Below are 26,222 nucleotides of genomic sequence, written 5' to 3' on the forward strand. Positions count from 1 at the left end.
CGGCCAGCTAATCGGGAATTCCGCTCACCCTGAGCCGATATTTGACCTGGTGACATGGCCGCCCGACGGGCATGGCACAATGGTGGCGTGACCGTCGCTCAGCCCAGCCTTCGCATTGCGCTCGTGGCGCGGCGGCACATTGATCTCAAGCGTGTTTGCAGCTGTTGCTGTCTCCCTTGATGTCGTAGACCCGCCCACCTGTACGTCCAGCTGGCATCGGATCTGCGCCGCCGATACCACCGGTGAGCTGCGCTTTCATGCCTGCGATGTTTGAAGGAGACCTCCGAGATGACCACAGCCCGTCCCGCCAAGCCTCGTAACGAGGGTCAGTGGGCGCTGGGAGATCGGGAACCGCTCAACCCCAACGAAGAGATGAAGCATGCCGGGGCCCCGCTCGACGTGCGCGAACGCATCGAGAACGTCTACGCCAAGGCCGGCTTCGACAGCATCGACAAGAGTGATCTACGCGGCCGCTTCCGCTGGTGGGGGCTCTACACCCAGCGCGAACAGGGTTATGACGGCACGTTCACCGGTGACGAAAATGCCGACCTGCTGGAAGCCAAGTACTTCATGATGCGAGTGCGCTGCGATGGCGGCGCCCTGTCGGCCGCGGCGCTGCGCACGGTCGGCCAGATCTCGACGGAGTTCGGCCGGGACACCGCCGACATCTCCGACCGGCAGAACGTACAGATGCACTGGATCGAGGTCGAAGACGTCCCCGAGATCTGGCGGCGACTCGCGGAGGTGGGGCTGCAGACCGCCGAGGCATGCGGTGACTGCCCCCGCGTCATCCTGGGATCGCCGCTGGCCGGCGAGTCGCTCGACGAGGTGCTCGATCCGACCTGGGCGATCGACGAGATCGTGCGGCGCTACATCGGCAAGCCCGACTTTGCCGACCTGCCGCGCAAGTACAAGACCGCGATCTCGGGTCTGCAGGACGTCGCGCACGAGATCAACGACATCGCCTTCATCGGGGTCGAGCATCCCGAGCACGGACCCGGCCTGGACCTGTGGGTCGGCGGTGGTCTGTCCACCAACCCGATGCTGGCCCAGCGGGTGGGCGCCTGGGTACCGCTGAACGAGGTCCCCGAGGTGTGGGCGGCGGTGACGTCGATATTCCGCGACTACGGCTACCGGCGGCTGCGGTCCAAGGCCCGGCTGAAGTTCTTGATCAAGGACTGGGGCATCGAAAAATTCCGTGAGGTCCTCGAAACGGAGTACCTCAAGCGGCCGCTGATCGACGGTCCGGCCCCCGAGCCGCTCAAGCATCCGATCGATCACATCGGGGTGCAGCGCCTCAAAAACGGCCTCAACGCCGTCGGGGCGGCGCCGATCGCCGGGCGGGTCTCGGGGTCCATCCTCTCGTCGGTGGCCGACCTGATGGACCGGGCCGGCTCGGACCGGGTCCGATTCACCCCATACCAGAAGCTGGTCATCCTCGACATCGCCGACGACAAACTCGACGAGGTGCTCGCCGGGCTCGAGGCGCTCGGACTGCAGACCAAACCGTCCCACTGGCGCCGGAACCTGATGGCCTGCACGGGGATCGAGTACTGCAAGTTGTCGTTCGCCGAGACCCGCGGTAAGGCGCAGGTCTTGGTACCGGAGCTGGAACGCCGCCTCGAGGACATCAACTCTTCGCTCGACGTGCCGATCACGGTCAACATCAACGGTTGCCCGAACTCGTGCGCGCGAATCCAAGTGGCCGACATCGGCTTCAAGGGCCAAATGGTGGACGACGGTCACGGCGGCTCGGTCGAGGGCTTTCAGGTGCACCTGGGCGGCAGCCTCGGGCTGGACAGCGGATTCGGGCGGAAGCTGCGCCAGCACAAGGTGACCAGCGACGAGCTGGGCGACTACATCGACCGGGTGGTACGCAACTTCATCAAACAACGCAGTGCGGGAGAACGGTTCGCGCAGTGGGCGATTCGGGCGGATGAGGACGATTTACGATGAGTGAACAAGCAACGAAACGGACCGAAGCGGAACTGCGGGAACTGGCGGCGCGTGGCGCCGCGGAGCTCGAGGGTGCCAGCGCCACCGAGGTGTTGCGCTGGACGGATGAGACCTTCGGTGGGGTCAACGGGCCGCGCGGCTGGGCCACCTGCAACTACGTGCTGACCTCGAGCATGCAGGAGGCCGTGCTGATCGACCTGGCCTCCAAGGTTCGGCCCGGCGTCCCGGTCGTCTTCCTCGACACCGGATACCACTTCGCCGAAACCATCGGAACGCGAGACGCGGTGGAGTCGGTCTACGACATCCACGTGCTCAACATCACCCCCGAGCAGTCGGTGGCCGAGCAGGACCAGCTGCTGGGCAAGAACCTGTTCTCCCGGGATCCGGGCGAGTGCTGCCGGCTGCGCAAGGTCGTGCCGCTGCGCCGGGCTCTGAGCGGATACTCCGCCTGGGTCACCGGGTTGCGGCGCAGCGAAGCGGCGACACGCGCCAACGCCCCGGTGATCGGTTTCGACGAGGGCTTCAAGCTGGTGAAGATCAATCCACTGGCGACGTGGACCGACGAGGACATGCAGAACTACATCGACGAGCACGGTGTCCTGGTGAATCCGCTTGTCTACGACGGATATCCGTCGATCGGTTGCGCTCCCTGCACGGCCAAGCCGCTCGCCGGGGCCGACCCGCGCAGCGGGCGTTGGCAGGGGCTTTCCAAAACCGAGTGCGGGCTGCACGCCTCCTGACCGCGGCCTAAGTCACGCCGAGGTCAGCGTGGTCTGGTTCTCGCCGGGACGGCTGCCGGCGTCGGCGGCGTCCTCCGCGGGCAGGGACGGCATCCGCGTGGCGCGCACGTAGACGGTGTCGCCCTCGCGTAGCGCCAGGGCCTCGGCGTCGCCTCGGGTGATCTGAGCGGTGAAGGCGCCACCGGTGGCGGCGCTGGTCAATTCCACTCGTACCTCGAAACCCAGCACGACCACGCGATCGACCGTGGCGCGCACCACCCCGATCGACTCGGCGGTGCCGTCCCCGCCCGCGATGGCCATCTCGGGGTTGCGGCCGACCCGGATGTCGTGGGGGCGAACCAGATTGCCGTTCAACGTCGACACCGCCCCGAGGAACGACATGACGAACGCCGTCGCCGGGGCGTCGTAGACCTCGGTCGGCGATCCCACCTGCTCGATACGCCCGTGGTTCAGCACGGCGATCCGGTCGGCGACGTCCAGCGCCTCCGCCTGGTCGTGGGTGACCAGGACCGTGGTGACGTGCACCTCGTCGTGCAGGCGACGCAGCCACGCGCGCAGGTCCTCCCGCACCTTGGCGTCCAGCGCACCGAACGGCTCGTCGAGCAGCAGCACCTGGGGGTCGACCGCCAGCGCCCGCGCCAGTGCCATCCGCTGTCGCTGACCACCGGATAGCTGATTGGGATAGCGGTTCTGAAAGCCGCTCAGCCCCACGACCTCCAACAGGTTGTCGACCTTGGCCTTGACCTCCGCCTTGGGCCGCTTGCGGATCTTCAGCCCGTACGCCACGTTGTCGCGAACGGTCAAGTGCTTGAACGCCGCATAGTGCTGGAACACGAACCCGATGCCTCGTCGCTGCGGCGGGATCCGGGTGACGTCTTGGCCGTTGATGGTGATCGTTCCGCTGTCGGGCTGGTCGAGCCCGGCGATGGCGCGCAACAGGGTCGACTTGCCCGAGCCGCTGGGACCCAACAGTGCCGTCAACGAGCCGGACGGGACGACGAAGTCGACGTTGTCCAGCGCCACGAAGTCGCCGTAACGCTTGTGGGCGTTCCGCACGATGATGGCGTGGTCCCGGTTGTCCTTGATGGTCATCTGCGAGTCTCCATGTCGAGCCTATCTGTCCGCTTGTGCCCGGCGAAGGTCCAGAACCACCTGGAAGATCAGCACCAACACCGCAACGCCCATCAACAACGTCGACAGCGCGTAGGCGCCGTACTCGGCCCCGCGGTTATACCGATCCGAGACCAGCAACGTGAGCGTCTGGGACTTACCCGGCAGGTTCGACGACACGATGATGACGGCGCCGTATTCGCCGAGGGTGCGGGCGACGGTCAGCACGATGCCGTAGGTCAGACCCCACCGGATGGATGGCAGGGTGATTCGCCAAAAGGTCTGCCACCAGCCCGATCCCAGGGTCGCCGCCGCCTCTTCCTGGTCGGTGCCCAATTCGTGCAGCACCGGCTCCACCTCCCGCACCACGAACGGCAAGGTGACGAAGATGCTGGCGAGCACGATGCCGGGCAGCCCGAAGATGATCTTGAACCCGAGGTCCTTCTCGACGAAGCCGAACGCGCCGGCCGATCCCCACAACAGGATCAGGGCGACACCCACGACGACGGGCGACACCGCGAAAGGCAGGTCGATAACGGCCTGCAGCACGCCCTTGCCGCGAAACCGGTTGCGTGCCAGCACCAGAGCGGTCGGGATGCCGAACACCACGTTCAGCGGCACCACGATGGCGACGACCAGTAGCGTCAGGTTCAGCGCCGAGACCGCCGCGGGGGTGCTGACCCAGTCGAAGAACTGGCCGAAGCCCGGCCGGAAAGTCCGCCATAGGATCAGGCTCACCGGGACGACGAGCAACACGAAAATGTATGCGAGCGCGACGAATCGGATCAGGTAGCGAACCCGGCGCGATGACGTCACGGGGCCAACTCCTCACGCTTGGCGGCGCGACCGCCGACGATCCGCAAGATGAACAGCATCACGAACGAGATCGACAGCAACACGATGGAAATGGCGGCCGCGCCGGTGCGGTCGTCGTTCTCGATCAGAGTCCGTATCCATTGCGACGACACCTCCGTCTTGCCCGGCACCGCGCCACCGATCAGTACCACCGAACCGAACTCACCGATCGCGCGCGAGAACGCCAGCCCCGCACCGGACAGCAACGACGGCGTCAACGAGGGCAGCAGCACGGAGGTGAAAATCTTTGGACCGCTGGCGCCCAACGACGCGGCCGCCTCCTCGGTCTCACGATCGATCTCCAACAGCACGGGCTGCACCGCGCGCACCACGAACGGCAGCGTGACGAAGGCCAGCGCCACCGCCACGCCCCACGCCGTGTGCTGCAGGTGCAGACCCACCGGGCTGTTGTTGCCGTAGAGCGCCAGCATCACCAGGCTGGCGACGATGGTGGGCAGCGCGAACGGCAGATCGATGATCGCATCGACGAGCCGCTTGCCGACGAAGTCGTCGCGCACCAGCACCCAGGCGATCACCAGGCCGAACACCAGGTTGGCCAATGTGACCCCGGCGGAAATGGTCAGCGTCACCCGGAACGACTCGAGCGCCGCGTTGGAGGTGACCGCCAACCAGAAGGCGTGCCAACCGCCGCCGGCGGCCTGCCAGGCGATCGCGGCCAGCGGCAGCAGCACGATCACCGACAACCACAGCGTTGCCACACCGACCCGCAGCGACGTGGTGCCGCGCGCGCGCCGGGCCTTCGCCGGCCGGCGTCCGCCGCCGGCCGCGGGATGGCCGAGCTCGGGCCTGATCGCCTGGGGATCAGGCGTGACGGCGGCGGTCATCCGGTGGCCTGCGTGTAGATCTTGGTGATGCTGCCGGTGCTCTTGTCGAAGAGCTGCGGGTCGACCGGCGTCCAGCCGCCGAGGTCGGCGATCGTCCACAATTTCGCCGGCGCGGGGAACTGGTCACGGAATTCGGCGGCGACGGCCGGATCGACGGGCCGAAAACCGGCCTGTGCCCACACCTTCTGCGCGGCGGCCGTGTATTGGAAGTTCTTGAACGCGACCGCGGCGTCCAGGTGGGGACTCGTGGTCACCACCGCCACCGGGTTCTCGATCTTGAACGTCTGCGGCGGGTTGATGTGCTCGACCGGCTTGCCCGCGCGCTCGGTGGCGATCGCCTCGTTCTCGTAACTGATCAACACGTCCCCACTGCCCTGCACGAAAACATCGGTGGCCTCCCTGCCCGAACCCGGACGCAGCTTGACGTGTTCATGCACCAACTTGCTGATGAACTCGACCCCGGCCTGGGCGTTGCTGCCGCCTTCGCTCTTGACCGCGTACGGCGCCAGCAGGTTCCACTTGGCCGATCCCGAGCTCAGCGGACTGGGCGTGATGACCTCCACTCCCGGCCGCAGCAGGTCATCCCAGTCCCTGATGTTCTTCGGATTGCCCTTACGCACCACCAAGGTCACCACCGACCCGAACGGAATTCCCTTCGTGGCGTCCGTATTCCAGTCTTTGGAGACCTTGCCCGCCTTCACCAGCCGGGCGATGTCCGGCTCGACCGAGAAGTTCACCACGTCCGCGGGCTTGCCGTCGACGACGCCGCGGGATTGGTCGCCGGAGGCGCCGTAGGACGTGATCACCTGGATGCCCTTGCCCTCCTCGGCCGCATTGAACGCGGGAATCACCTTGCTCCAGCCGGGTTCTGGGACCGAATAGGCGACGAGGGTGATGCTCGTGCGCGCGTTGGTGGGGCCGCTTCCGCCCACGACGTCACTGGGCCCACCACTGCACCCCGCGATGACGGCCACGACGAGGGCGAGCATGGTCACCGGTCGCCAGCGCGCTGCGATGTGGTCGGGCATTCGGGCCTTCCGGTACGGGGACTTACGGACGATGGTCCCGTTGCTGCGGAAAGGCGCCTTTAAACGGAGGGAGACCTGACGAACCCCATACCAGACCGCACACGGGTTTGGCAGTCAGCGACAACAGTGCACGAAGACATGGCGCTCCACACCAGATGTCACATGCATGGCGGGAAGCCTAACAGGAATCAGCTGAGGCGCCACCGCTCGCGGGGCCGGGCCGGCAACCTGCGCTCAGTGCGTTAGCCACCACGCGACGATCACCAGCACCACGAGCGCGACCAGAATCAATGTCACGTGTGACCGAGGCATGCGGGTTACCCGGGCGCCTCACCGGCGTGGCGGGCACGGCGCATCAGCGCGATGCTCTTGCCGAGCAGACCGTCGAGCAGCCCCGCCGTGACCGCGGCCACCACCAGCACGACCGGCATCACCACCAGGGCCTGGAGCACGAAAGCGAGCCCGGAAAGCCACAGCTCATTCCCGTCCCACCAATTCAGGAACGCGGTCACGCGGCTCACCCTATTCGGCCCTGCAACGGAATTCCAATGTGCCAAGATCGGCGCATGTCCGCCCCGCCGCCCGCGCCGGAGGCGACGGCCTGCCTGATCGCCGGTGGCGGGCCGGCGGGCATGGTGCTGGGCCTGTTGCTGGCACGGGCCGGCGTTGACGTCACGGTCATGGAAAAACACGCCGACTTCCTGCGTGACTTCCGCGGCGACACCGTGCACGCGAGCACCTTGCGGCTGCTCGACGAACTGGGCCTGGGCCCCCGGTTCGCGCAGATCCCGCATCGCCTGATCGACACGGTCCACATGGAGATACAGAACGAACCGGTGGCCCTCGACCTCACCCGCCTGCCCGGCGAGCACAAGCACATCGCCCTGGTGCCGCAATGGGACTTCTTGGAGCTGGTGGCCACCGCCGCCGAAGCCGAGCCGAGCTTCCGGCTGCTGCGCAACACCGAGGTGACCGGCGTTATCCGGGACGGAAACCGCGTCGTCGGCGTCACCTATCGCGACCGCACCGGCGAGGCCAGGAACATGCGCGCCGAGCTGACCGTGGCCTGCGACGGCCGCTCGTCCACGCTGCGTTCGGCATTGGGCCTGCAGCCGCACAGCTTCGGCGCGCCGATGGACGTCTGGTGGTTCCGGTTGCCCCGCCATCCCGGCGATCCGCGGGGGCTGGGGGGCGTGCTGCGCTCCGGGCACGCGGTCATCGTGATCGATCGCGGGGATTACTACCAGATCGCCTACATCATCCCGAAGGGGACCGACGCCGAACTGCGGGCCGAGGGCATCGAGGCACTGCACCGGGTGCTGGTCGCCATGGTGCCCTGGCTGGGCGAACGCGTGCAGACACTGACGTCGTTCGACGACGTGAAACTGCTTGACGTGCAACTGAATCGGCTTCGCCGCTGGTTTGCCGACGGCGTCCTGCTCATCGGAGACGCCGCGCACGCGATGTCGCCTGTCGGCGGAATCGGCATCAACCTCGCGGTGGCCGACGCGGTGGCCGCGGCGCGCATCCTGGCCGGTGCTCTGCGCGCGGGGCGGGTGCCCACCTGGCGGCTGGCCCGGGTGCAGGCGCGCCGTTGGCTACCCACCGTGCTGCTCCAGGCGGCGCAACGGGGGATCCATGCCAACGTGATCGCCGCGGCGGTGGACCGCAACGAGGACCGCGCGCCGCAGGGCGTGCGGCTGGTGGGCCGATCCCCAGCCCTGCGACGGCTGCTCGGCTACCTCGTCGCGATCGGCCCGCTGCCCGAGCGCGCCCCGAGGTTCGCCCGACGCCGCGGTTGACAAAGAGTGACGCCACGTCGGCGAAAGAATGGACGGGGAGCCGCTCAACAGATGATGATGTCGGGATGGTCCTGCACGCCCAGCCCGACGACCAGCCCGCCGACGCCATCCCCGATGACGCATTCCAGGCGGCCCCGGCGGCTCTGCCGTCACCCATCGACTTCAGCGCGCCGGCGCCCCTGGCTTCCAGCGGGGCCCTGCGGAATCCATTTCCGCCGATCGCCGACTACGCGTTCCTGTCCGATTGGGAGACGACATGCCTGATCTCCCCCGCCGGGTCCGTCGAATGGCTGTGCGTGCCCAGGCCGGACTCCCCCAGCGTGTTCGGCGCCATCCTGGACCGCAGCGCCGGCCATTTCCGGCTCGGCCCCTACGGCGTCTCGGTGCCTTCGGCCCGCCGCTACCTGCCCGGCAGCCTGATCATGGAGACCACCTGGCAAACCCACACCGGGTGGCTGATCGTGCGTGACGCGCTGGTGATGGGGCCCTGGCATGACATCGAGCGCCGGTCGAGGACGCACCGGCGCACACCGATGGACTGGGACGCCGAGCACATCCTGCTGCGCACGGTGCGCTGCGTCAGCGGCACCGTCGAGCTGATGATGAGCTGTGAGCCCGCGTTCGACTACCACCGCGTGGGCGCCACCTGGGAGTACTCGGCGAATGCGTACGGCGAGGCGGTCGCGCGGGCCACCAAGCAGCCCGACGCCCACCCGACGCTGCGGCTCACCAGCAACCTGCGAATCGGGTTGGAGGGCCGCGAAGCGCGGGCGCGGACCCGCATGAAAGAGGGCGACGACGTGTTCGTCGCGCTGAGCTGGACCAAGCACCCGGCGCCACAGACCTACGAAGAAGCCGCCGACAAGATGTGGCAGACCACCGAATGCTGGCGGCAGTGGATCAATATCGGCAACTTCCCCGACCACCCCTGGCGCGCCTACCTGCAGCGCAGCGCGCTCACGCTCAAGGGTTTGACATACTCGCCCACCGGGGCGCTGCTTGCCGCCAGCACCACGTCGCTTCCGGAAACACCTCAGGGCGAACGCAATTGGGATTACCGCTATGCGTGGGTGCGTGATTCCACGTTCGCGTTGTGGGGGCTTTACACGCTCGGACTCGACCGCGAGGCCGACGACTTCTTCGCGTTCATCGCCGATGTCTCCGGCGCCAACAGCAACGAGCGGCACCCACTGCAAGTGATGTACGGCGTGGGCGGCGAACGCAGCCTGGTGGAGGAGGAACTTCACCACCTGTCCGGTTATGACCATGCGCGCCCGGTGCGCATCGGCAACGGCGCCTACGACCAGGTTCAGCACGACATCTGGGGTTCCATCCTGGATTCCTTCTACCTGCACGCCAAGTCGCGCGAGCAGGTTCCCGAGACCCTGTGGCCGGTGCTCAAGAAGCAGGTGGAAGAGGCCATCAAGCACTGGCGCGAACCCGACCGGGGCATCTGGGAGGTCCGCGGCGAGCCGCAGCATTTCACCTCGTCGAAGGTGATGTGTTGGGTGGCGCTGGACCGCGGCGCGAAGCTCGCCGAGCGGCAGGGCGAGAAGAGCTATGCGCAACAGTGGCGGGCGATCGCCGAGGAGATCAAGGAGGACATCCTGCAGCACGGCGTGGATGCCCGCGGGGTGTTCACCCAGCGCTACGGCAGCGACGCGCTGGACGCCTCGCTGTTGCTCGTGGTGCTGACCCGCTTCCTGCCCCCCGACGACCCGCGGGTGCGCAACACCGTGCTGGCGATCGCCAACGAACTCACCTCCGAAGGCCTGGTGCTGCGCTACCGCGTGGAGGAGACCGACGACGGCCTGTCCGGCGAGGAAGGCACATTCACGATCTGCTCGTTCTGGCTGGTGTCGGCGCTGGTGGAGATCGGCGAGGTCGCGCGCGCGAAGCGGTTGTGCGAGCGGCTGCTGTCCTACGCCAGCCCGCTGCACCTCTACGCCGAGGAGATCGAGCCCCGCACCGGTAGGCACCTGGGTAACTTCCCGCAGGCTTTCACCCACCTGGCGCTGATCAACGCGGTGGTGCACGTGATCCGCGCCGAAGAGGAGGCCGACGGCTCGGGAATGTTCCAGCCCGCCAACGCCCCGATGTAGCTCGTGCCGCTAGTCAGCCGGCGCCGCGTCAGCTGCGGGCGCTGAGTTTGTCCATCAACGCGTGGGTGAGGTCGATGGCGGTGGTGTTGATGTCGCCGTTGCCCTGATCCGCTGGACCATAAATGGGAATGAAGTCGACCGTTATCTCCACCACGTACGGCCCCTTGACGCCAAGGGCCCGGGCCGTGGGGATGGCGTTCAAAACCGAGTGTGGGCCGGAACCCCTCGAAACCGTCGCCGCCACAACCGAATCCGCGACGCGCACGTCGGAGATGGCGTCCAAACCGTAGACATCGACAGGCTTGACGGTCAGCGTGGTCCCGTCGCACTTCTGCCACTGCGCGGCGAACCTGGCGAATAGCGCGGCGGCGTCCGCGTCCGACCGCAACGCGACGACACCTTCCTCGACGCTGTCGATCTTCACCGAATCGCCTTTGTGTACCCACATTTCGGCGGCGGTTTGTTGTACCGGCGCCGGCCCATACGGGCCCCTCTGCATCCAATGGACGACGCCGATGCAGTCGGCGGGTTGCGCGTCATCCCACGCGCTTCCCAGTTTGTCGGCGCCCCCGAACTCCGAGTAACGCGGGTAGGGCTGGAACGGCTGGCCGAGCAGTTTCGCCAGCGCGGTGCCGTCGAACAAGGCCCGTTTGATGGCTGGCACGTGCCCCGCGTTCGGTGCCAGAACTGCTGTGCCGGAGGTGGTTACGGTGCAGCCGCTGGCCAGCAGCACCGTGATCACAACGGCCGGAGCGCGCCAGCGGTTCTTCACTTCGCACCTGCCCTTCCCGGCGTCAGCTCAGCCCGCTGACCTTGTCCATCATCGCGTGCGCGATGTCGATGGCGCTGCGGTGCACATCGCCGGAACCCTCGTCCGACGAGCGCGTCGAATTGAAGAACGCCACCTCGACTTCGACGAGGCAGTTCCCCCGCACGCCGATGGCGCGCGCCTCGGGCCTGGGTCCGCTCGACGGTATGCCGGGCAATTGGGTGTCGATCGAAATGGTGGCGGCCAGAACGGATTCGGAGACGCGCACCTCGGAGATGGTGTCGGAGAAGACAATCGCGGGGCGGTCGGTGATGATGCTGGGGCGCCCGATCGTCACGGTCGTGCCCTCACAGTCGCGCCATTGCTGGGCGAACTGTTGGAAGAGCGCGGCGGCCCCGGCGGCGCTGGACAGTGCGACCACGCCCTCGGCGACACTGATCACCTTCGCCGGCCCCCGCTGGTTCCACCACGTCTCCCGTGCCGCGTTCTTGACCTCGGCGGATCGGTAGGCGTCCTTCACCATCATCGAGGGGACGCCGACACAGTTGGCGGGTGACACCGCGCCGAAGGCGGGCTGTAGCACCTCGGGCCCGCCGAACCGCCCCGGGAGTTCGTTCTTGCTTCCGAAGGACTGGCCCAGCAGCTTCGACAGCTCCGCGTCGTCGAGGAGCACCTGCTTGACGGGCTGCCCGGTGACCGGGTGGGGCTTCAGGTTCGGGGCGGGCCGTGCGGTGCCGTCGACGGTGCAGCCGGTGGCGAGCGCCACGACGGCCAACCAGGACAGGACGATTCGGGCGGTTCTCATCAGTTGCTGCTCGAGACTTTTCGCAACATCACCTCGACGAGATCGATCGCCCTGCGGCCGGCCTGCGCACGCGGGCCGTCGGCTACTTTGACGTCGGCGATGACATCCCCCTTGACTCCCACGGCCCGCTCGTCCGGGCTCGGCGGGGCGTGATGGTTGTCCCACGCGACGACGGTCGCCGACAGCACCGGGCCGTCGACGCGGGTTTCGGTCGCCTTCGAGTACAACTCGGTGTTGCTCGAGTCGTGGGTGAAGGTGGTGACCGTGGCGCCGTCGCAGCGTTGCCATTGCTCGACAAACGACGCGAAGAGCCGTTGCGCGTCGGCCGTTGACGCCAGCTTGATCGCCGCCGCCGTGGCGCTGAACACCGCTACACCGGAGTCGTAATTCCAGTAGTCCTGCGTCGCGACGGCATGCACGTGCCCCGGCTCGTAGACGACCCGCATCGCCGGCGCGACGACCCCGAGGCATTGGATCGGCGTAGCGTCACCGCTGTCGCGAATCCCGTTGGGCAGCAGGTCGATACCACCCACCTGCGCGGGACCGTGCGGCGGCAGCTCGTTCCCGACGGCCGCGTTGATTTCCGCGCCGTCCGGCAGGACTTGCTCGAGCGGCAGCGTGGCGGCGCCCAGGTGGCCGGCGCGTGCGGGTGTGCCGGTGACGGTCGTGACGCATCCCGTGCTCAGCAGGCTGATGCCCACCAGCGCGGCGGCGCGCATCGGCACGGCTACTTCTTGCCCTTGTCGCCGGCGGCGTCCGTGGACAGCGCCGCCACAAACGCTTCCTGCGGCACGTCCACCCGCCCGATGGTCTTCATCCGCTTCTTGCCTTCCTTCTGCTTTTCCAGCAGTTTGCGTTTGCGGGTGATGTCGCCGCCGTAACACTTGGAGAGCACGTCCTTGCGGATTGCCCGGATATTCTCGCGCGCAATGATTTTCGAGCCGATCGCCGCCTGCACCGGCACCTCGAACTGCTGGCGCGGAATCAGCTCTTTGAGCTTGGTGGTCATCTTGTTGCCATAGGCGAACGCCGAATCCCTGTGCACGATCGCACTGAAAGCGTCGACGGCTTCGCCTTGCAACAGGATGTCGACCTTGACCAGCTGGGCCTCCTGCTCGCCGGCCTCCTCGTAGTCGAGGCTGGCGTAGCCGCGCGTGCGCGACTTCAGCGAGTCGAAGAAATCGAAGATGATCTCGCCGAGCGGCATGGTGTAGCGCAACTCGACCCGCTCGGGCGACAGGTAGTCCATGCCGCCCAACTCGCCGCGGCGCGACTGGCACAGCTCCATGATGGTGCCGATGAACTCGCTGGGCGCAATGATGGTCGTCTTGACGACCGGTTCGTAGACCGTGCGCACCTTGCCCTCGGGCCAGTCCGACGGGTTGGTCACCACGATCTCGGTGTCGTCCTCCTTGATCACCCGATAGACGACGTTGGGTGAGGTCGAGATCAGGTCGAGGTCGAACTCGCGCTCCAGCCGCTCCCGGGTGATCTCCATGTGCAGCAGGCCGAGGAATCCGCACCGGAAGCCGAAGCCCAACGCCACCGACGTTTCCGGCTCGTAGGTCAGCGCCGCGTCGTTGAGCTGCAGCTTGTCCAGGGCGTCGCGCAGAACCGGGTAATCGGAGCCGTCCACGGGATACAGGCCCGAGTAGACCATCGGCTTGGGTTCGCGGTAGCCCGTCAGCGCCTCGGTGGCACCGTGCCGGGCCGTCGTCACCGTGTCGCCGACCTTGGACTGGCGGACGTCCTTCACCCCCGTGATCAGGTAGCCGACCTCCCCCACCCCCAGCCCCCCGCTGGCCTTCGGTTCGGGCGAGACGATGCCCACCTCGAGCAGCTCGTGGGTGGCGCCGGTGGACATCATCAGGATGCGCTCCCGCGGCACGATCTTGCCGTCCATCACCCGGACATAGGTCACCACACCGCGGTAGATGTCGTAGACCGAGTCGAAGATCATTGCGCGGGTGGGCGCGTCGGCGTCGCCTTGCGGATGCGGCACCTCGCGCACGACGTGATCGAGCAGGTCGGCGACGCCCTCACCGGTCTTGCCGGAAACCCGCAGCACGTCGCCGGGCTCACAGCCGATGATGTGGGCGATCTCCCCCGCGTAGCGGTCCGGATCGGCGGCCGGCAGGTCGATCTTGTTGAGCACCGGAATGATGTGCAGGTCGCGGTCCAGCGCCAGGTACAGGTTGGCCAGCGTCTGCGCCTCGATGCCCTGGGCCGCGTCCACCAGCAGCACCGCGCCCTCGCACGCCTCCAGCGCCCGCGACACCTCGTAGGTGAAGTCGACGTGCCCCGGGGTGTCGATCAGGTGCAGGACGTACTCTTCGTCACCGACCTTCCAGGGCAACCGGACATTCTGCGCCTTGATGGTGATTCCGCGTTCGCGCTCGATGTCCATCCGGTCCAGGTACTGCGCTCGCATCGATCGCTCGTCCACGACGCCGGTCAGCTGAAGCATCCGGTCCGCCAGCGTGGACTTGCCGTGGTCGATGTGGGCGATGATGCAGAAGTTCCGAATCTGCGCCGGCGCGGTGAAGGTCTTGTCGGCGAAACTGCTGATGGGAATCTCCTGGTCTGCACATGCTTGCGGCGGCGTCGGCGCCGGCGCAGTTGATATGTCCAGGGTATCTAGGCGCGGTGCCCGAGACCTACTTGGACACAATCGCACCCACGCGCGCGCGTCTATGCTGCGAATATGGCGTCTGCCCGGAAATCCCAGTGGAAGACGTTCCAGCGGTTTGCCGAGAACCTGGTCTTCGACCGGGCCCCGCGGCTGGCCCGGCACGTGCAGAACTCGCAGACGGTGCTGCGGGAACTGCAGCAGGCCGTGAAGATCACCGCGAACGTCATCGCGGCCGCCGCGCCGCAACCGCCCGCCGTCACCGCGGGCCGCCCGGTGACCAGCACGAGCTTTCCCACCGCCCACCGGGCGCGCAAGCTGGTCTACGCCCCCGACCTCGACGGCCGGGCCGATCCCGGCGAGATCGTCTGGACGTGGGTGGTCTACGAGGACGACCCCACCCGCGGCAAGGACCGACCCGTGCTCGTCGTGGGGCGGGACCGCCGCGTGTTGCTGGGGCTGATGGTGTCCAGCCAGGAACGGCACGCCGAGGACCGGGACTGGATCGGGATCGGTTCGGGGGCGTGGGATTACGAGGGCAGACCCAGCTGGGTCCGGCTGGACCGGGTGCTCGACGTGCCGGAGGAAAGCATCCGCCGCGAGGGCGCGATCCTGGATCGGGAGATCTTCGACCTGGTGGCCGAGCGGTTGCGTGCCGACTACTCCTGGAGCTGACACCTCCACGAACGGGTGACCACGGCGCGCGGACGGCCCAACTTCCGCGCTGCGTGCGCGTTCGGCGAAGCGGCGCTCAGCCCTGCGTGATGTAGGACTGCAGCTGCTGGTGCTCGGCCTCGAGTTCTTCCATGCGGGTCTTCACCACGTCGCCGATGCTGACGATGCCGATCAGCTTCTTGCCGTCGAGCACCGGGACGTGACGCACCCGGTTCTTCGTCATCAGCACGCTCAGCGAGTCCACCGTGTCGGCTTTCGTGCAGGTGGCGACGTTAGCGGTCATGATCTTCGAGACCGGCCGCGACAGCACGCTGGCGCCGTGGGTGTGCAGCTGACGCACGACATCGCGCTCGGAGACGATGCCGACGACCCCCTCGTCGCCGACCACCACCATGGCTCCGATGTTCTGCTCGGCGAGGCCCGCGAGCAGCTCCTTGACCGTCGCCTCGGGATTGATGGTCACCACCGCCGCGCCCTTGTTCCGCAAGACGTCTGCAATCCGCATCAAGGCCTCCAGCTGGTTGTGATCGGCTTCACACCAGGCTACGGCTAACTCGCGCGGCGCAAAAGCCACGGCGAGAACCGGTAGCCGATCCGTGTCCATACCCTGACGTCGGCGTTCGAAACCGGCGCGGGACGCCGCGGCGGTTCGGATCGCGCGATTGGGCCACTGCGCGGGCCGGGGCCTTGCAAGATAAGGGCCATGATCGAGATCACGCTGCTCGGGACCGGAAGCCCGATCCCCGACCCCAACCGGGCCGGGCCGTCGACTCTGGTGCGGGCCGGCGGCCAGGTGTTTCTGGTGGACTGCGGGCGGGGCGTGCTGCAGCGCGCGGCGGCGGTCGGCGTGGGCGCGGCAGGGTTGTCCGCGGTGCTGATCACCCATCTGCACAGCGACCACATCGGAGACCTCGGTGATCTCCTGATCACCCGCTGGATCAGCACCTTCGCACCCGACCCCGCGCCGCTGCCGATCATCGGACCGCCCGGGACCGCGGAAACGGTCGAGGCCACGCTGCACGCCTTCCGCCACGACATCGACTACCGGCTCGCCCACCACGCCGATTTGAACGCCCCGCCGGCGGTGGACGTCCACGAGTACACCGACGGGGCGGTGTGGGACCGCGACGACGTGTCGATCCGCGTCGCGCCGACCGATCACCGACCGGTAGCGCCGACCATCGGGTTCCGCGTCGACTACGGCACCGCGTCGGTGGTGCTCGCCGGGGACACCGTGCCCTGCGCGGGCCTCGACGAGCTGGCGACCGGCGCCGGCGCGTTGGTACACACCGTGATCCGCAAGGACATCGTCGGCAACATCCCGCAGCAGCGGCTGCAGGACATCTGCGACTACCACTCGTCCGTCGAAGAAGCGGCGGAGACCGCCGCACGCGCAGGCGTGGGCACCCTGGTCATGACGCATTACGTGCCGGCGCTGGTACCGGGCCAAGAGGAACAGTGGCGGTCGCTGGCGGCCTCGCGGTTCGGCGGGCGGATCGAGCTCGGCGACGACCTACATCGCGTCGAGGTCAACGGCCCGTAATTCCTCACTGCCGAACGCCGTTGCGCCGCAACGGCAGCAGCGCCCCGGCCAGCACCAGCCACGAAAGCGCCAGCGCCCGCGCGATCGGCAAAATCACGCCGAGATCCGGCCAGATCAACACCCCCACCGCCAATTCGGCGAGGGCCGCGATTGCCAGGCCGGCCCACGCGACGGGCCGCGGCAGCGCCTCCAGGTTCAGCGAGGCTCCCGCCATCCCGGCCACCATGAGGCCTAAGGCGACGATGTGCCCCGGGCCGCCGACCAGGAACACCAGCAGGTACAGGGCCCGGACCAACGTCGCATCCGCGGCGACTTCGGGCCTCGACAGCGGCCAGGCCAGTAATCCGCACAGCCCCAGCGCTCCGGCGGCGAGGATGCCCCCGGTCACGGCGGTCGCGGCTCCCGGCCCCGCCGACCCGAGGCGCCGCAGCCGGACGCCGACCGCCGCCGCGTAGGCCGCCAATGGGACCGCCGACGCGAACGTCGCGGCGGCGATGACGCGCACGGCGACCGGCTCCGCGCGGACGTAGGCCACCACGGCGGCCATCGGCCCGTACGGCAGCGGCATCACGCCGCCCAGGCCGACCCCGGCGGCGATTCCGCCGAAGAGCAGCCCCACGCACAGCGTCGAAAGCAGCGGCAACGAGAATCCTGCGGGCCGGCGCGCGGTGTCGCTCATGGGTGCACGTTATGCCCGGGCGGCTAAGCGAGCCGGGTGACCTCCACGACGACGTCGAGATCGGTCGCCCCCTCACCGGAGTAGATGCCCTTCAGGGGAGGGACGTCGGTGTAGTCGCGGCCGGCGCCCACGCTGACGTACTGCTCGGAGATCTCGGTCTCGTTGGTCGGGTCGTAGCTCCACCACCCCCCGGTCCAGGCCTGAATCCAGGCGTGGCTGCGCCCGTCGACCGTGTCGCCGACGACGGCGTGGCGCTTGGGATGCAGGTAGCCCGACACGTAGTGCGCAGGAATCCCCATGGCGCGCAACAACATCAGCGACAGATGTACGAAATCCTGGCAGACGCCCTTGCCCGCGTTCAACGCGTCCAGCCCCGACGAGTGCACGCTGGTGGTGCCCGGCAGGTATTCCAGCTCGCCGCGCACCCAGCGCGCCGCGGCGGCGACGGCCTCGGCGGGCTGGTGCGACTTGGCGATCTTCTTGGCCACGGAGGCAACCTTTTTGCTCGCCGGGGTGTGCGCGGTGGGGCGCAGCAACTCGTCGAACCGATCGATCACCGCCTCAGATCGCAGATCGTCCCAGCCGATGTCGGTCACCGCCGGTTCCGGCCGCTCGGTCTCGACCACGGAGGACGACGTCACGGTGAGGTCGGTGTGCGGGGCGTGCAGATCGAACGCCGTCACTGCGGTGCCCCAATAGTCGATGTAGCGATAGGACCGGGTTGCCGGGATCGTCTCGACGCGATTGAGGATGACGTTCTGCCGGGTGTTCGACCGCGGGGTCAGGCGCGCCTCGTTGTAGGAGGCGGTCACCGCCGACTGGTAGGCGTATCCGGTCGTGTGCACCACCCGCAGCCGCCACATCAGGCCTCCCCCTGCCTGCTGACCAGCCGGCGGTCGGCGGCATCCGACCACGCCACCCAAGGAGTGACGTGAAAGTACTGCACCGACAAAGCTTCTCCGACGTCGCGACAGGTTCGCTGCAGCCCGGCCAACCGGCTATCCAGCGACTCCAGCAGCACACCGGGTTGCACGAATTCCAGCTCGCTGCGGGCCTGCCCGAGCAGCCGTTGCGCCTCCCCGGTGGCCCCGATCCGGCTCTGCCGGTTGTGCAGCAGTTCGTCGAGGTTGTGTTCGGCCAGCCGCAGCGAATAGAACACCGAGCGCGGGAACAGCCGGTCGAGCAGCATGAACTCGACCACGCGGCTGGCATCCAGCACGCCGCGATACGTGCGCAGGTAGGTGTCGTGCGCGCCCGCGGAGCGCAGCAACGTCACCCAGGCCGGGGATGACGCGCTGTCCCCCACCCGCGAAAGCAGCAGCCGCACCGTCATGTCGATCCGCTCGATCGCCCGGCCCAGCACCATGAAGCGGTATCCGTCGTCGCGTGACAACGTCGAGTCGGCCAGCCCGGCGAACATCGCCGCCCGGCCCTCGATGTACGACAGGAATTCGTGGGGCCCAAGGCGTTTGGCGGCGCGCTCGCGTTCGGCCAGGGCATGGTAGGTGCCGTTGAGGCACTCCCAGATCTCGCTGGAGGTGACCTCCCGCGCCGACTTCGCGTTCTCCCGCGCCGCCGTGATCGCATCGACGATCGACGAACCACCCGAAGCGTTGGTGCCGAAGGCCACCAGGTCGGTCAACGACCAGACGTCCAGGTTGTGGCTCGGCGGATCGATCCCGAGCACCCGCAGCAGCAGCCGAGACGTGTGGTCCGGGTCGACGCTGGAGTCCTCGAGCAGCTGATGCAGAACCACGTCGAGGATGCGGGCGGTGTCGTCGGCGCGCTCGACATAGCGACCGATCCAGAACAGCGCCTCGGCGTTGCGGGCCAGCATCAGCGCCTCCTCCCGCGCCTCTGCTGTTGCTGAAGCTGCTGTTCCTGCGGCGACTCCTTGGTCAGCGACTGCGTTTGCGTCATGCGCGGCGCGCCGTCCAGCTCCGGGTCGGGCATCGACTCCGGCAGCGAGCGCACCACCTCCGCGGCGCCGAGCTCGTGGTCGCCGGCCGAGGTCCGCGACGCCAGCACCCAGGTGTCCTTCGAGCCACCGCCCTGGCTGGAGTTGACCACCCGCGAGCCCTCGACCAGAGCGACGCGGGTGAGCCCGCCGGGCAGCACCCAGACGTCGTCGCCGTCGTTGACCGCGAACGGCCGCAGGTCGACGTATCGGGGCGCGAGCGTGTTCCCGATCTGTGTCGGAACGGTCGACAACTCCATCATCGGCTGGGCGATCCAGCTGCGCGGGTCGTCGCGCACCTTCTTGGCGACGGTGGCCAACTCCTTCTCGGAGGCTTCCGGCCCGAACACGATGCCGTAACCGCCAGACCCTTCGACCGGCTTGAGGACCAACTCGTCGATCCGGTCCAGCACCTCTTCACGTTCGTCGTCGAGCCAGCAACGGTAGGTCTCGACGTTGGCCAGCAGCGGCTTTTCGCCCAGGTAGTACTCGATCATGGTCGGCACATAGGTGTAGACGAGCTTGTCGTCGCCGACACCGTTGCCCAGGGCGCTGGAGATCACGACGTTGCCGGCGCGCGCGGCGTTGACCAGGCCGGCCACGCCCAGCACCGAGTCGGCCCGGAACTGCAGTGGGTCCAAGAAGACGTCGTCGATGCGCCGGTAGATGACGTCGACCTGCACCTCCCCGTCGGTCGTGCGCATGTAGACCTGGTTGTCCCTGCAGAACAGGTCGCGACCTTCGACGAGCTCGACGCCCATCTGGCGGGCCAGCAGCGAATGCTCGAAGTAGGCCGAGTTGTATACGCCGGGGGTCAGCACCACGACCGTGGGATCGGCCTCGTTGGTGGCCGCCGAATTGCGCAGGGCGCGCAGCAGGTGGGACGCGTAGTCATCGACCGCACGCACCCGGTGGGTGGCGAACAGATTCGGGAACACCCGCGCCATCGTCCGCCGGTTCTCCATCACGTAGGAGACGCCCGAGGGCGAGCGCAGGTTGTCCTCGAGGACGCGGAAATTTCCCTTCTCGTCGCGAATCAGGTCGATGCCGGCGACATGGATGCGCACGCCGTTGGGCGGGACGATGCCCATCGCCTCGCGGTGGAAGTGCTCGCAGGAGGTGATCAGGCGGCGCGGGATGATGTCGTCGTTGAGGATCTCCTGATCGCCGTAGATGTCGTCGAGATACATCTCGAGGGCCTTGACGCGCTGGATGATGCCGCGCTCCAACCGGCTCCATTCGGCCGCCGAGATCACCCGCGGAACCAGGTCGAGCGGGAAGGGCCGCTCCTGACCCGAGAGGGAGAACGTGATGCCCTGGTCGATGAACGCGCGGCCCAGCGCGTCGGCGCGGGCCTTGAGCTCCGAGGCGTCCGACGGGGCGAGCTCGGTGTAGATGCCCTTGTAGGGCCCCCGCACGGCTCCCTGCGCGTCGAACATCTCGTCGAAAGCCATCGCGTAGACATCCGACGACGTGTTGTAGCCGCCGAAAATCCGCTCACTGCGCGCGGCGCGCAAACTCCCCCTGGTTTCCTCAAGCTGGCTCGGAAGACTCACGGTTGTAGATGCTGCCTCAAATTGACGTTATGGCAGGCCACGGGTTCCCGTTTTGGGAGAAAACGTAACCGACTGATAACCTGGGCAGTCGCCGTGGTGGTATCCGGCGCCCCAAGCAAACGTCGAATCGCAGAAGGAAACTACAAGCGTGGCCAACATCAAGTCGCAGCAGAAGCGCAATCGCACCAACGAGCGCGCTCGACTGCGCAACAAGTCGGTGAAATCGTCGCTTCGCACGGCCGTCCGGGCGTTCCGCGAGGCTGCCCATGCCGGCGACAAAGAGAAGGCCACGGAGCTGCTGGCGACGACCAACCGCAAGCTGGACAAAGCGGCCAGCAAGGGCGTGATTCACAAGAATCAGGCGGCCAACAAGAAGTCGGCCCTGGCGCGCGCGCTCAACAAGCTCTGAACCGGCTCACCGGTTTCGGTTGGCCGCCAGCTCGGCCACCGTCCTGACAGCCGACTCCAGCGCGTAGTCGGCGTCCGCCACCGCACCCTTGACGTTGGCGTTGAGCGTCGCCACCACCTGCATCGCCGCCGCCACGCTGTCGCGCGACCAATACCGTGCCTGCTTCTGGGCCTTCTGGACCCGCCACGGCGGCATGCCCAACTGCGACGCCAGCCGATAGGGGTCGCCGGAAAGCGGCCCGACCCGCCCGATCGTGTGGATGGCTTCGGCCAGCGCGTCGGCCAGCACCACCAGCGGCTCACCGCGCAACATCGCCCAGCGCAGCGCCTCGGCGGCTCCCGCGACGTCGCCGGCCACCGCCTTGTCCGCGATGTCGAACCCCTTCACCTCGGCTTTGCCGCTGTGATAGCGCCGGACCGCGGCGGCGTCGACGACGCCGCCGGTGTCGGCGACCAACTGTGAACAGGCCGCCGCCAGCTCCCGCACATCGGAGCCGACCGCGTCCAGCATGGCGGTCACGGTCTCCTCATCGACCTTGACCCGCAGAGCGCGAAACTCCTTGCGGACGAAGTCGACCCGCTCGCTGACCTTGGTGATCCGCGCGCACGGATGCACGACGGCGCCGAGCGACTGCAGCTCGGTGGCCAGCGCCTTGGCCCGCCCGCCGCCCGAGTGCACCACCACCAGCGTCGTGCCCAGTGGGACGTCGGCCGCGGCGGAGGCGATCACCGCGGCCGCCTCCTTGCCCGCCTCCCCGGCCGCCTCCAGCACGACGATGCGCTCGTCGCCGAACAGCGACGGGCTCAGCAGTTCGGCGAGCTCGTAGGTGCTGACGTCACCGGCCCGCATCCGGCTGACCGGAATGTCCTCGACGCCGGCCCGCTGGCGCGCCGACCGCAACACGTCGGCCACCGCCCGCTCGACCAGCAGTTCCTCGTCGCCCAGGACGAGGTGCAACGGCGAATCCTCGCTCACCCCACGATGGTGTCACGGCCGACCGACGAAGCGGCCCCGGGATCCAGCAGGTTGGACAACCACCAAGCCAGCGCGCAGAGCACGGCCGCGACGCCGAGCCAGCGCCGTCCGCGCAGCCGGGCGACCACCACGACGATCAACACGGTCACGCCGGCGACCAGCAGCACGCCCGGCACCCCGGACGGCACGGGCACCGTCGCCGCGGGCGCGCCCGCCGACCATCGGGCAACCCGCACCAGCCACCACAACTCGGGGCCGGTGAAGCGGATCAACAACTGGGCGCCGGACGGCCACGACACGCTCAAGACGGCCGCCGCGCTGCCCAGCACGGTGATCGGCGCTATCACCGGTGCCGCCGCGAGGTTGGCGGCGACCGCCACGAGGCTGACCCGGCCCGAGATGCCGGCCACCAGCGGGGCGGTCACCACGTGCGCGGCCGCGGCGATCGCCAGCGCGTCGGCCAGCGGCTTGGGGCAGCCCCTGCCCGCGAGGTGCCGCGCCCAGCCCGGCGCGATCACGACCAAGGCGGCCGTCGCCGCCACCGACAGCGCGAAGCCCACGTCGACGGCCAGTTGCGGGGCCAACGCGAGCAAGCCCAGCACCGTGGTGCACAGCGCCGGGATGACTTGGCGGCGTCGCGAAGTCAGGATGCCGGCGAGCGCGACGGCGCCCATCACGGCGGCCCGCAGCACGCTCGCCGTCGGTTGCACGACGACGACGAACGCGGCGAGGGTCAGGCCGGCGAGCACGACGGCCGCCCGCGGTCCGATCACGCGCGCCGAGAACAGCACGGCCCCGCAGACGATGGTCACGTTGGCGCCCGACACCGCCATCAGGTGCGTCATGCCCGCCGCCCGGAAATCGCGGGCGGTGTCGGCGGTGACCGCCGAGGTGTCCCCGAGGACCAGGGCGGGCAGCATCGCCGCCTGCTCGGCGGGCAGCGTGCGGCGCACCGCGGTGGCGAATCGACCGCGCACGGTGTGGGCCGCCCGCTGGACGGCGCCCGCGGTGCCCATGGTCGGGCGGCCTGACGCGTTGAGAACCGCGACGGTGAGGTCGCGGCGAGTCGGGTGTCCGATCCGCGCGGTGAACCGCACCGGCCGGCCCACCATCAGCGGGTCGGTCTCCGATGCGAAATCGGGGGCGCGCGCGAAGACGACCACCCGGCCGGAGATCGGCTCATCGTGCAGCCGCTGCAGCGTGGCCCGAAACATGAGGCGCCCGCGGCCCAATGACACCGGGCTCTCGCTCGGGGTCACCGTCACCGGCGCGGCGGTCCCGAACGCGGCGGTAATCGGGTGACGCTCGACGGCTTCGGCGCGCAAGGCGACCGCCAACCCGAATCCCGCGCCGGTGACGCCGACGGCGACCAGGCCGACGGCGACCGCCCGCAGCCGACCAGCCGCGGTGTGCCAGGCCAGCACGCCGGAGGCGGCGGCCAACACGACACAGCACGCCGCCAACGCCCGGCCGATCGGCCACCAGATGCTGGCGGCGGTGACCACCCAGCAGGTGAGCGCGGCCGGCAACAGACGCGCATCGAGCCGCGCCGCGCCCGGTTCGACGGCTCCGGGCCGAGCGGTGTCAGACACGGACCAGGGCGCGCAGCTTCTCCAGGCGTGCCGGGCCGATGCCGTCGACATCGGCGAGCTGGTCGACGCTGGTGAATTTGCCGTTGGCCTGCCGCCAGGCGACGATCGCCGCGGCGGTGACCGGCCCGACGCCGGGCAGCGCGTCCAAGTCCTCCGCGGTCGCGGTGTTCAGGTCGAGCGCCTCACCCGTCTTCGGCTTGACCGACCCCGCCCCGGGCCGCGGGGGCTTCGACGTCGGCGTTGTGCCGGCGGCCACCGAGCTGCCCAGCGCCTTCGGCTGCCCGGGGGCGGGGGCCAGCCCGACGACGATCTGCTCGCCGTCGCCGAGTGGGCGGGCCATGTTCAGCCCGACCGTGTCCGCCCCGTTCACCGCGCCGCCCGCGGCCTGCAACGCGTCGGCGACCCGTGCGCCCGGCGCCAGGGTGACCAAACCGGGGCTGTGCACCAGGCCGACCACGCTCACCACCACGGGGCGGTCGGGGCCGGGACTGCGTCCGCCCGACGGCTTGGGGCCGGCCGTCGACGCCTTCTCGACGGGCGGCAGCTTGGCCGACATCACCGGCGCGGGCCGGTCGCGCAGCAGCGTGAACACCGTGACCAGCACGGCGAGCGCCGCCACGATCGCCAATCCGATGGCGCCGGTACGCCCCGGGTCCGCGCGCAGCTTGGCCATCCACCCCCGGTCCGGGGACGCGTCGGGCAGCCACCGCGGCAGCAGCGAATTCTGGTCCCCGTCCGCCGCCTCCTCCGGTGGCGTCGGCTCCGCGCCGTCGGGCTCGGCGTCCGGTTCGGCACCGAGTCGCCGCTGGAGGCGCTCGGCGGGAAGTTCTGTCCGCATGCGCCGACCGTAGGTGCGCCGACCGCCGGATCGGCCCCGCCGGACGGCCCCGCGACCGGCGACTGTGGACTAAACCGAGGCTGTGCACAACCGCTCTAAGCGATGGGTCAATATGGAACCAGGAACGCATCGCCAGAACCGGTCATCCATCCGACGCTGGTAGCCACGTTCACCCCCGACGACAGGAGGCCGCCGTGCAACTGGCGCTCACACCGGAGGAAGCCGCGTTCCGCGACGAACTCCGCACGATCTACACCACGAAGATTCCGGAAGAGCTGCGCGAGCGGGTGCGCAAGGGCTCGGCGGAAGTCAACCACGAGGACATCGTCACCAGTCACAAGATTCTGCATGAGCACGGCCTTGCGGTGCCGAACTGGCCGGTCGAGTGGGGCGGTAAGGACTGGACGCCCACCCAGCACCAGATCTGGGCCGACGAGATGCAACTGGCGTGCGTGCCCGAGCCGCTGAACTTCAACACCAAGATGGTGGGCCCGGTGATCGCCGAATTCGGTTCGGAGGAAGTCAAACAGCGCTTCCTGCCGCCGACGGCCAGCCTCGACATCTGGTGGTGTCAGGGCTTCTCCGAGCCGGAGGCGGGTTCGGACCTAGCGTCGCTGCGCACCACCGCGGTGCGGGACGGCGACAGCTACGTCGTCAACGGCCAGAAGACCTGGACCACGCTGGGTCAGTACGCGGACTGGATCTTCTGCCTGGTGCGCACCGACCCGCAGGCGCCGAAGCGGCAGGCCGGCATCTCCTTCCTGCTGTTCGACATGAAGACGCCGGGTGTCACGCTGCGGCCGATCAAGACGATCGACGGCGGCCACGAAGTCAACGAAATCTTCTTCGAAGACGTCCGCGTGCCGGCCAATCAACTTGTCGGAGAAGAGAACAAGGGCTGGACGTACGCGAAGTTCCTGCTGGGCAACGAGCGCACCGGCATCGCGGGTGTGGGGCGGACCAAGGTGCGCCTCGCCGAGGTGAAGAAACACGCCGCCGCCACCGGAGTGCTCGAAGATCCCCTGTTCGCGGCGCGGCTGGCCGAGGCCGAAAACGAGCTGCTGGCACTGGAACTCACCCAGTCCCGGGTGGTCACCGACTCCGCGAACGGACAGCCCAACCCGGCGTCCTCGGTGCTCAAGCTGCGCGGCAGCCAGCTGCAACAGGTGGCCACCGAACTGCTCGTCGAGGTGGCCGGGCCGGACGCGCTGCCCGCCGACGGCGAGGACATCTCGTCGCCGGCCTGGGCGCAGCACAGCGCGCCGCACTACCTCAACTACCGCAAGACCTCGATCTACGGCGGCAGCAACGAAGTGCAACGCAACATCATCGCGTCCACCATTCTGGGATTGTGAGG

General features: G+C 68.4%; 25 protein-coding genes and 1 pseudogene. 9 read left to right on the plus strand and 17 right to left on the minus strand.

Features of this window, described 5'->3' with window-relative positions; translation table 11 throughout:
- Positions 1-54 precede the first annotated feature (54 nt).
- From A5681_RS28220 to A5681_RS26005, 3 genes are all read left to right on the plus strand, one after another.
- Positions 55-180 (plus strand): Ms4527A family Cys-rich leader peptide, encoded by a 126-nt coding sequence (locus A5681_RS28220; RefSeq protein ID WP_419866358.1) that lies wholly within the window; start codon positions 55-57, stop codon positions 178-180.
- Positions 181-288: 108 nt separating this feature from the next.
- The gene (locus A5681_RS26000) at positions 289-1,956 is read left to right on the plus strand and encodes a nitrite/sulfite reductase (protein ID WP_067282944.1); all 1,668 of its coding nucleotides are present in this window, start codon (positions 289-291) and stop codon (positions 1,954-1,956) included.
- On the plus strand, positions 1,953-2,696 hold the full coding sequence (locus A5681_RS26005) for a phosphoadenylyl-sulfate reductase (protein ID WP_067282947.1): 744 nt from the start codon (positions 1,953-1,955) through the stop codon (positions 2,694-2,696). The genes A5681_RS26000 and A5681_RS26005 overlap by 4 nt, the downstream gene beginning before the upstream one ends.
- Before the next feature lie 12 nt (positions 2,697-2,708).
- Here A5681_RS26005 and A5681_RS26010 read toward each other — a convergent pair whose 3' ends face one another.
- The 5 genes from A5681_RS26010 to A5681_RS26030 form a co-directional block, all read right to left on the minus strand.
- Entirely contained in the window at positions 2,709-3,788 is a 1,080-nt protein-coding gene (locus A5681_RS26010) for a sulfate/molybdate ABC transporter ATP-binding protein (RefSeq protein ID WP_067282950.1), read from the minus strand.
- A gap of 21 nt (positions 3,789-3,809) precedes the next feature.
- A complete protein-coding gene (gene cysW / locus A5681_RS26015) occupies positions 3,810-4,622 on the minus strand; it encodes a sulfate ABC transporter permease subunit CysW (RefSeq protein ID WP_067282954.1) in 813 nt (270 codons plus the stop codon).
- Positions 4,619-5,506, minus strand: coding sequence for a sulfate ABC transporter permease subunit CysT (cysT, locus tag A5681_RS26020; protein ID WP_067282957.1), 888 nt, complete (start codon positions 5,504-5,506; stop codon positions 4,619-4,621). The genes cysW and cysT overlap by 4 nt, the downstream gene beginning before the upstream one ends.
- Positions 5,503-6,534, minus strand: a complete 1,032-nt coding sequence (locus A5681_RS26025; protein WP_067282960.1) for a sulfate ABC transporter substrate-binding protein — start codon at positions 6,532-6,534, stop codon at positions 5,503-5,505. The genes cysT and A5681_RS26025 overlap by 4 nt, the downstream gene beginning before the upstream one ends.
- A gap of 317 nt (positions 6,535-6,851) precedes the next feature.
- A complete protein-coding gene (locus tag A5681_RS26030) occupies positions 6,852-7,046 on the minus strand; it encodes a hypothetical protein (RefSeq protein WP_067282963.1) in 195 nt (64 codons plus the stop codon).
- 54 nt (positions 7,047-7,100) lie between these two features.
- Here A5681_RS26030 and A5681_RS26035 point away from each other — a divergent pair, with 54 nt between their 5' ends.
- Complete coding sequence (locus tag A5681_RS26035) at positions 7,101-8,336, plus strand: FAD-dependent oxidoreductase (RefSeq protein ID WP_067282965.1); 1,236 nt, start codon at positions 7,101-7,103, stop codon at positions 8,334-8,336.
- A gap of 65 nt (positions 8,337-8,401) precedes the next feature.
- The gene (locus A5681_RS26040; protein ID WP_067282968.1) at positions 8,402-10,438 is read left to right on the plus strand and encodes a glycoside hydrolase family 15 protein; all 2,037 of its coding nucleotides are present in this window, start codon (positions 8,402-8,404) and stop codon (positions 10,436-10,438) included.
- A 28-nt stretch (positions 10,439-10,466) separates the two neighbouring features.
- Here the strand turns inward: A5681_RS26040 and A5681_RS26045 are convergent, their stop codons facing one another.
- From A5681_RS26045 to lepA, 4 genes and pseudogenes are all read right to left on the minus strand, one after another.
- Complete coding sequence (locus tag A5681_RS26045) at positions 10,467-11,171, minus strand: sensor domain-containing protein (protein ID WP_231996419.1); 705 nt, start codon at positions 11,169-11,171, stop codon at positions 10,467-10,469.
- Between the two features lie 61 nt (positions 11,172-11,232).
- Positions 11,233-12,012, minus strand: coding sequence for a sensor domain-containing protein (locus A5681_RS26050; RefSeq protein ID WP_067282974.1), 780 nt, complete (start codon positions 12,010-12,012; stop codon positions 11,233-11,235).
- Positions 12,012-12,731, minus strand: coding sequence for a sensor domain-containing protein (locus tag A5681_RS26055; protein ID WP_067283076.1), 720 nt, complete (start codon positions 12,729-12,731; stop codon positions 12,012-12,014). The genes A5681_RS26050 and A5681_RS26055 overlap by 1 nt, the downstream gene beginning before the upstream one ends.
- Positions 12,732-12,739: 8 nt before the next feature.
- Positions 12,740-14,693: pseudogene (gene lepA, locus A5681_RS26060) on the minus strand (translation elongation factor 4).
- Positions 14,694-14,716: 23 nt separating this feature from the next.
- Between lepA and A5681_RS26065 the strand changes: the two are divergent.
- Entirely contained in the window at positions 14,717-15,316 is a 600-nt protein-coding gene (locus tag A5681_RS26065) for a type II toxin-antitoxin system PemK/MazF family toxin (RefSeq protein ID WP_067282980.1), read from the plus strand.
- A 76-nt stretch (positions 15,317-15,392) separates the two neighbouring features.
- Here the strand turns inward: A5681_RS26065 and A5681_RS26070 are convergent, their stop codons facing one another.
- On the minus strand, positions 15,393-15,821 hold the full coding sequence (locus tag A5681_RS26070) for a CBS domain-containing protein (protein ID WP_067283081.1): 429 nt from the start codon (positions 15,819-15,821) through the stop codon (positions 15,393-15,395).
- 198 nt (positions 15,822-16,019) lie between these two features.
- Between A5681_RS26070 and A5681_RS26075 the strand changes: the two genes are divergently transcribed.
- Positions 16,020-16,859 carry a ribonuclease Z gene (locus tag A5681_RS26075; RefSeq protein WP_067282983.1) on the plus strand — a complete coding sequence of 280 codons (840 nt, stop codon included), beginning with the start codon at positions 16,020-16,022 and terminating at the stop codon, positions 16,857-16,859.
- A gap of 4 nt (positions 16,860-16,863) precedes the next feature.
- Here A5681_RS26075 and A5681_RS26080 read toward each other — a convergent pair whose 3' ends face one another.
- From A5681_RS26080 to A5681_RS26095, 4 genes are read right to left on the minus strand one after another with little or no spacing between them, the layout of a single operon-like run.
- Positions 16,864-17,538, minus strand: coding sequence for a hypothetical protein (locus tag A5681_RS26080; RefSeq protein ID WP_082968550.1), 675 nt, complete (start codon positions 17,536-17,538; stop codon positions 16,864-16,866).
- A gap of 23 nt (positions 17,539-17,561) precedes the next feature.
- Positions 17,562-18,401, minus strand: coding sequence for a transglutaminase family protein (locus A5681_RS26085; RefSeq protein WP_067282986.1), 840 nt, complete (start codon positions 18,399-18,401; stop codon positions 17,562-17,564).
- Entirely contained in the window at positions 18,401-19,375 is a 975-nt protein-coding gene (locus A5681_RS26090) for an alpha-E domain-containing protein (protein WP_067282989.1), read from the minus strand. The genes A5681_RS26085 and A5681_RS26090 overlap by 1 nt, the downstream gene beginning before the upstream one ends.
- A complete protein-coding gene (locus A5681_RS26095) occupies positions 19,375-21,051 on the minus strand; it encodes a circularly permuted type 2 ATP-grasp protein (protein ID WP_067282992.1) in 1,677 nt (558 codons plus the stop codon). The genes A5681_RS26090 and A5681_RS26095 overlap by 1 nt, the downstream gene beginning before the upstream one ends.
- Positions 21,052-21,199: 148 nt before the next feature.
- On the opposite strand from A5681_RS26095, the gene rpsT reads away from it, so the two are divergent.
- Complete coding sequence (gene rpsT / locus A5681_RS26100) at positions 21,200-21,460, plus strand: 30S ribosomal protein S20 (protein ID WP_067282996.1); 261 nt, start codon at positions 21,200-21,202, stop codon at positions 21,458-21,460.
- A gap of 6 nt (positions 21,461-21,466) precedes the next feature.
- Here rpsT and holA read toward each other — a convergent pair whose 3' ends face one another.
- The 3 genes from holA to A5681_RS26115 are packed head-to-tail and all read right to left on the minus strand — an operon-like array spanning position 21,467 to position 24,865.
- The gene (gene holA, locus A5681_RS26105; protein ID WP_082968556.1) at positions 21,467-22,417 is read right to left on the minus strand and encodes a DNA polymerase III subunit delta; all 951 of its coding nucleotides are present in this window, start codon (positions 22,415-22,417) and stop codon (positions 21,467-21,469) included.
- A 14-nt stretch (positions 22,418-22,431) separates the two neighbouring features.
- A complete protein-coding gene (locus A5681_RS26110) occupies positions 22,432-24,027 on the minus strand; it encodes a ComEC/Rec2 family competence protein (RefSeq protein WP_067283004.1) in 1,596 nt (531 codons plus the stop codon).
- Positions 24,020-24,865 (minus strand): ComEA family DNA-binding protein, encoded by an 846-nt coding sequence (locus tag A5681_RS26115; protein WP_067283007.1) that lies wholly within the window; start codon positions 24,863-24,865, stop codon positions 24,020-24,022. The genes A5681_RS26110 and A5681_RS26115 overlap by 8 nt, the downstream gene beginning before the upstream one ends.
- A gap of 194 nt (positions 24,866-25,059) precedes the next feature.
- On the opposite strand from A5681_RS26115, the gene A5681_RS26120 reads away from it, so the two are divergent.
- Positions 25,060-26,220: an acyl-CoA dehydrogenase family protein gene (locus A5681_RS26120; RefSeq protein ID WP_067283010.1), complete on the plus strand. Its 1,161-nt coding sequence runs from the start codon at positions 25,060-25,062 to the stop codon at positions 26,218-26,220.
- Positions 26,221-26,222: the final 2 nt, after the last annotated feature.

The organism is Mycobacterium scrofulaceum (assembly GCF_001667885.1).
Classification (GTDB): Bacteria; Actinomycetota; Actinomycetes; order Mycobacteriales; family Mycobacteriaceae; genus Mycobacterium; species Mycobacterium scrofulaceum_C.

What these genes read in the sequence shown, in the direction of transcription:
- A5681_RS28220 (WP_419866358.1), top strand. Translation starts at nt 55, where the DNA reads ATGGCCGCCCGACGGGCATGGCACAATGGTGGCGTGACCGTCGCTCAG.
- A5681_RS26000 (WP_067282944.1), top strand. Translation starts at nt 289, where the DNA reads ATGACCACAGCCCGTCCCGCCAAGCCTCGTAACGAGGGTCAGTGGGCG.
- A5681_RS26005 (WP_067282947.1), top strand. Translation starts at nt 1,953, where the DNA reads ATGAGTGAACAAGCAACGAAACGGACCGAAGCGGAACTGCGGGAACTG.
- A5681_RS26010 (WP_067282950.1), bottom strand. Translation starts at nt 3,788, where the DNA reads ATGACCATCAAGGACAACCGGGACCACGCCATCATCGTGCGGAACGCC.
- cysT (WP_067282957.1), bottom strand. Translation starts at nt 5,506, where the DNA reads ATGACCGCCGCCGTCACGCCTGATCCCCAGGCGATCAGGCCCGAGCTC.
- A5681_RS26025 (WP_067282960.1), bottom strand. Translation starts at nt 6,534, where the DNA reads ATGCCCGACCACATCGCAGCGCGCTGGCGACCGGTGACCATGCTCGCC.
- A5681_RS26035 (WP_067282965.1), top strand. Translation starts at nt 7,101, where the DNA reads ATGTCCGCCCCGCCGCCCGCGCCGGAGGCGACGGCCTGCCTGATCGCC.
- A5681_RS26040 (WP_067282968.1), top strand. Translation starts at nt 8,402, where the DNA reads ATGGTCCTGCACGCCCAGCCCGACGACCAGCCCGCCGACGCCATCCCC.
- A5681_RS26050 (WP_067282974.1), bottom strand. Translation starts at nt 12,012, where the DNA reads ATGAGAACCGCCCGAATCGTCCTGTCCTGGTTGGCCGTCGTGGCGCTC.
- A5681_RS26055 (WP_067283076.1), bottom strand. Translation starts at nt 12,731, where the DNA reads ATGCGCGCCGCCGCGCTGGTGGGCATCAGCCTGCTGAGCACGGGATGC.
- A5681_RS26065 (WP_067282980.1), top strand. Translation starts at nt 14,717, where the DNA reads ATGGCGTCTGCCCGGAAATCCCAGTGGAAGACGTTCCAGCGGTTTGCC.
- A5681_RS26070 (WP_067283081.1), bottom strand. Translation starts at nt 15,821, where the DNA reads ATGCGGATTGCAGACGTCTTGCGGAACAAGGGCGCGGCGGTGGTGACC.
- A5681_RS26075 (WP_067282983.1), top strand. Translation starts at nt 16,020, where the DNA reads ATGATCGAGATCACGCTGCTCGGGACCGGAAGCCCGATCCCCGACCCC.
- A5681_RS26080 (WP_082968550.1), bottom strand. Translation starts at nt 17,538, where the DNA reads ATGAGCGACACCGCGCGCCGGCCCGCAGGATTCTCGTTGCCGCTGCTT.
- A5681_RS26085 (WP_067282986.1), bottom strand. Translation starts at nt 18,401, where the DNA reads ATGTGGCGGCTGCGGGTGGTGCACACGACCGGATACGCCTACCAGTCG.
- A5681_RS26090 (WP_067282989.1), bottom strand. Translation starts at nt 19,375, where the DNA reads ATGCTGGCCCGCAACGCCGAGGCGCTGTTCTGGATCGGTCGCTATGTC.
- A5681_RS26115 (WP_067283007.1), bottom strand. Translation starts at nt 24,865, where the DNA reads ATGCGGACAGAACTTCCCGCCGAGCGCCTCCAGCGGCGACTCGGTGCC.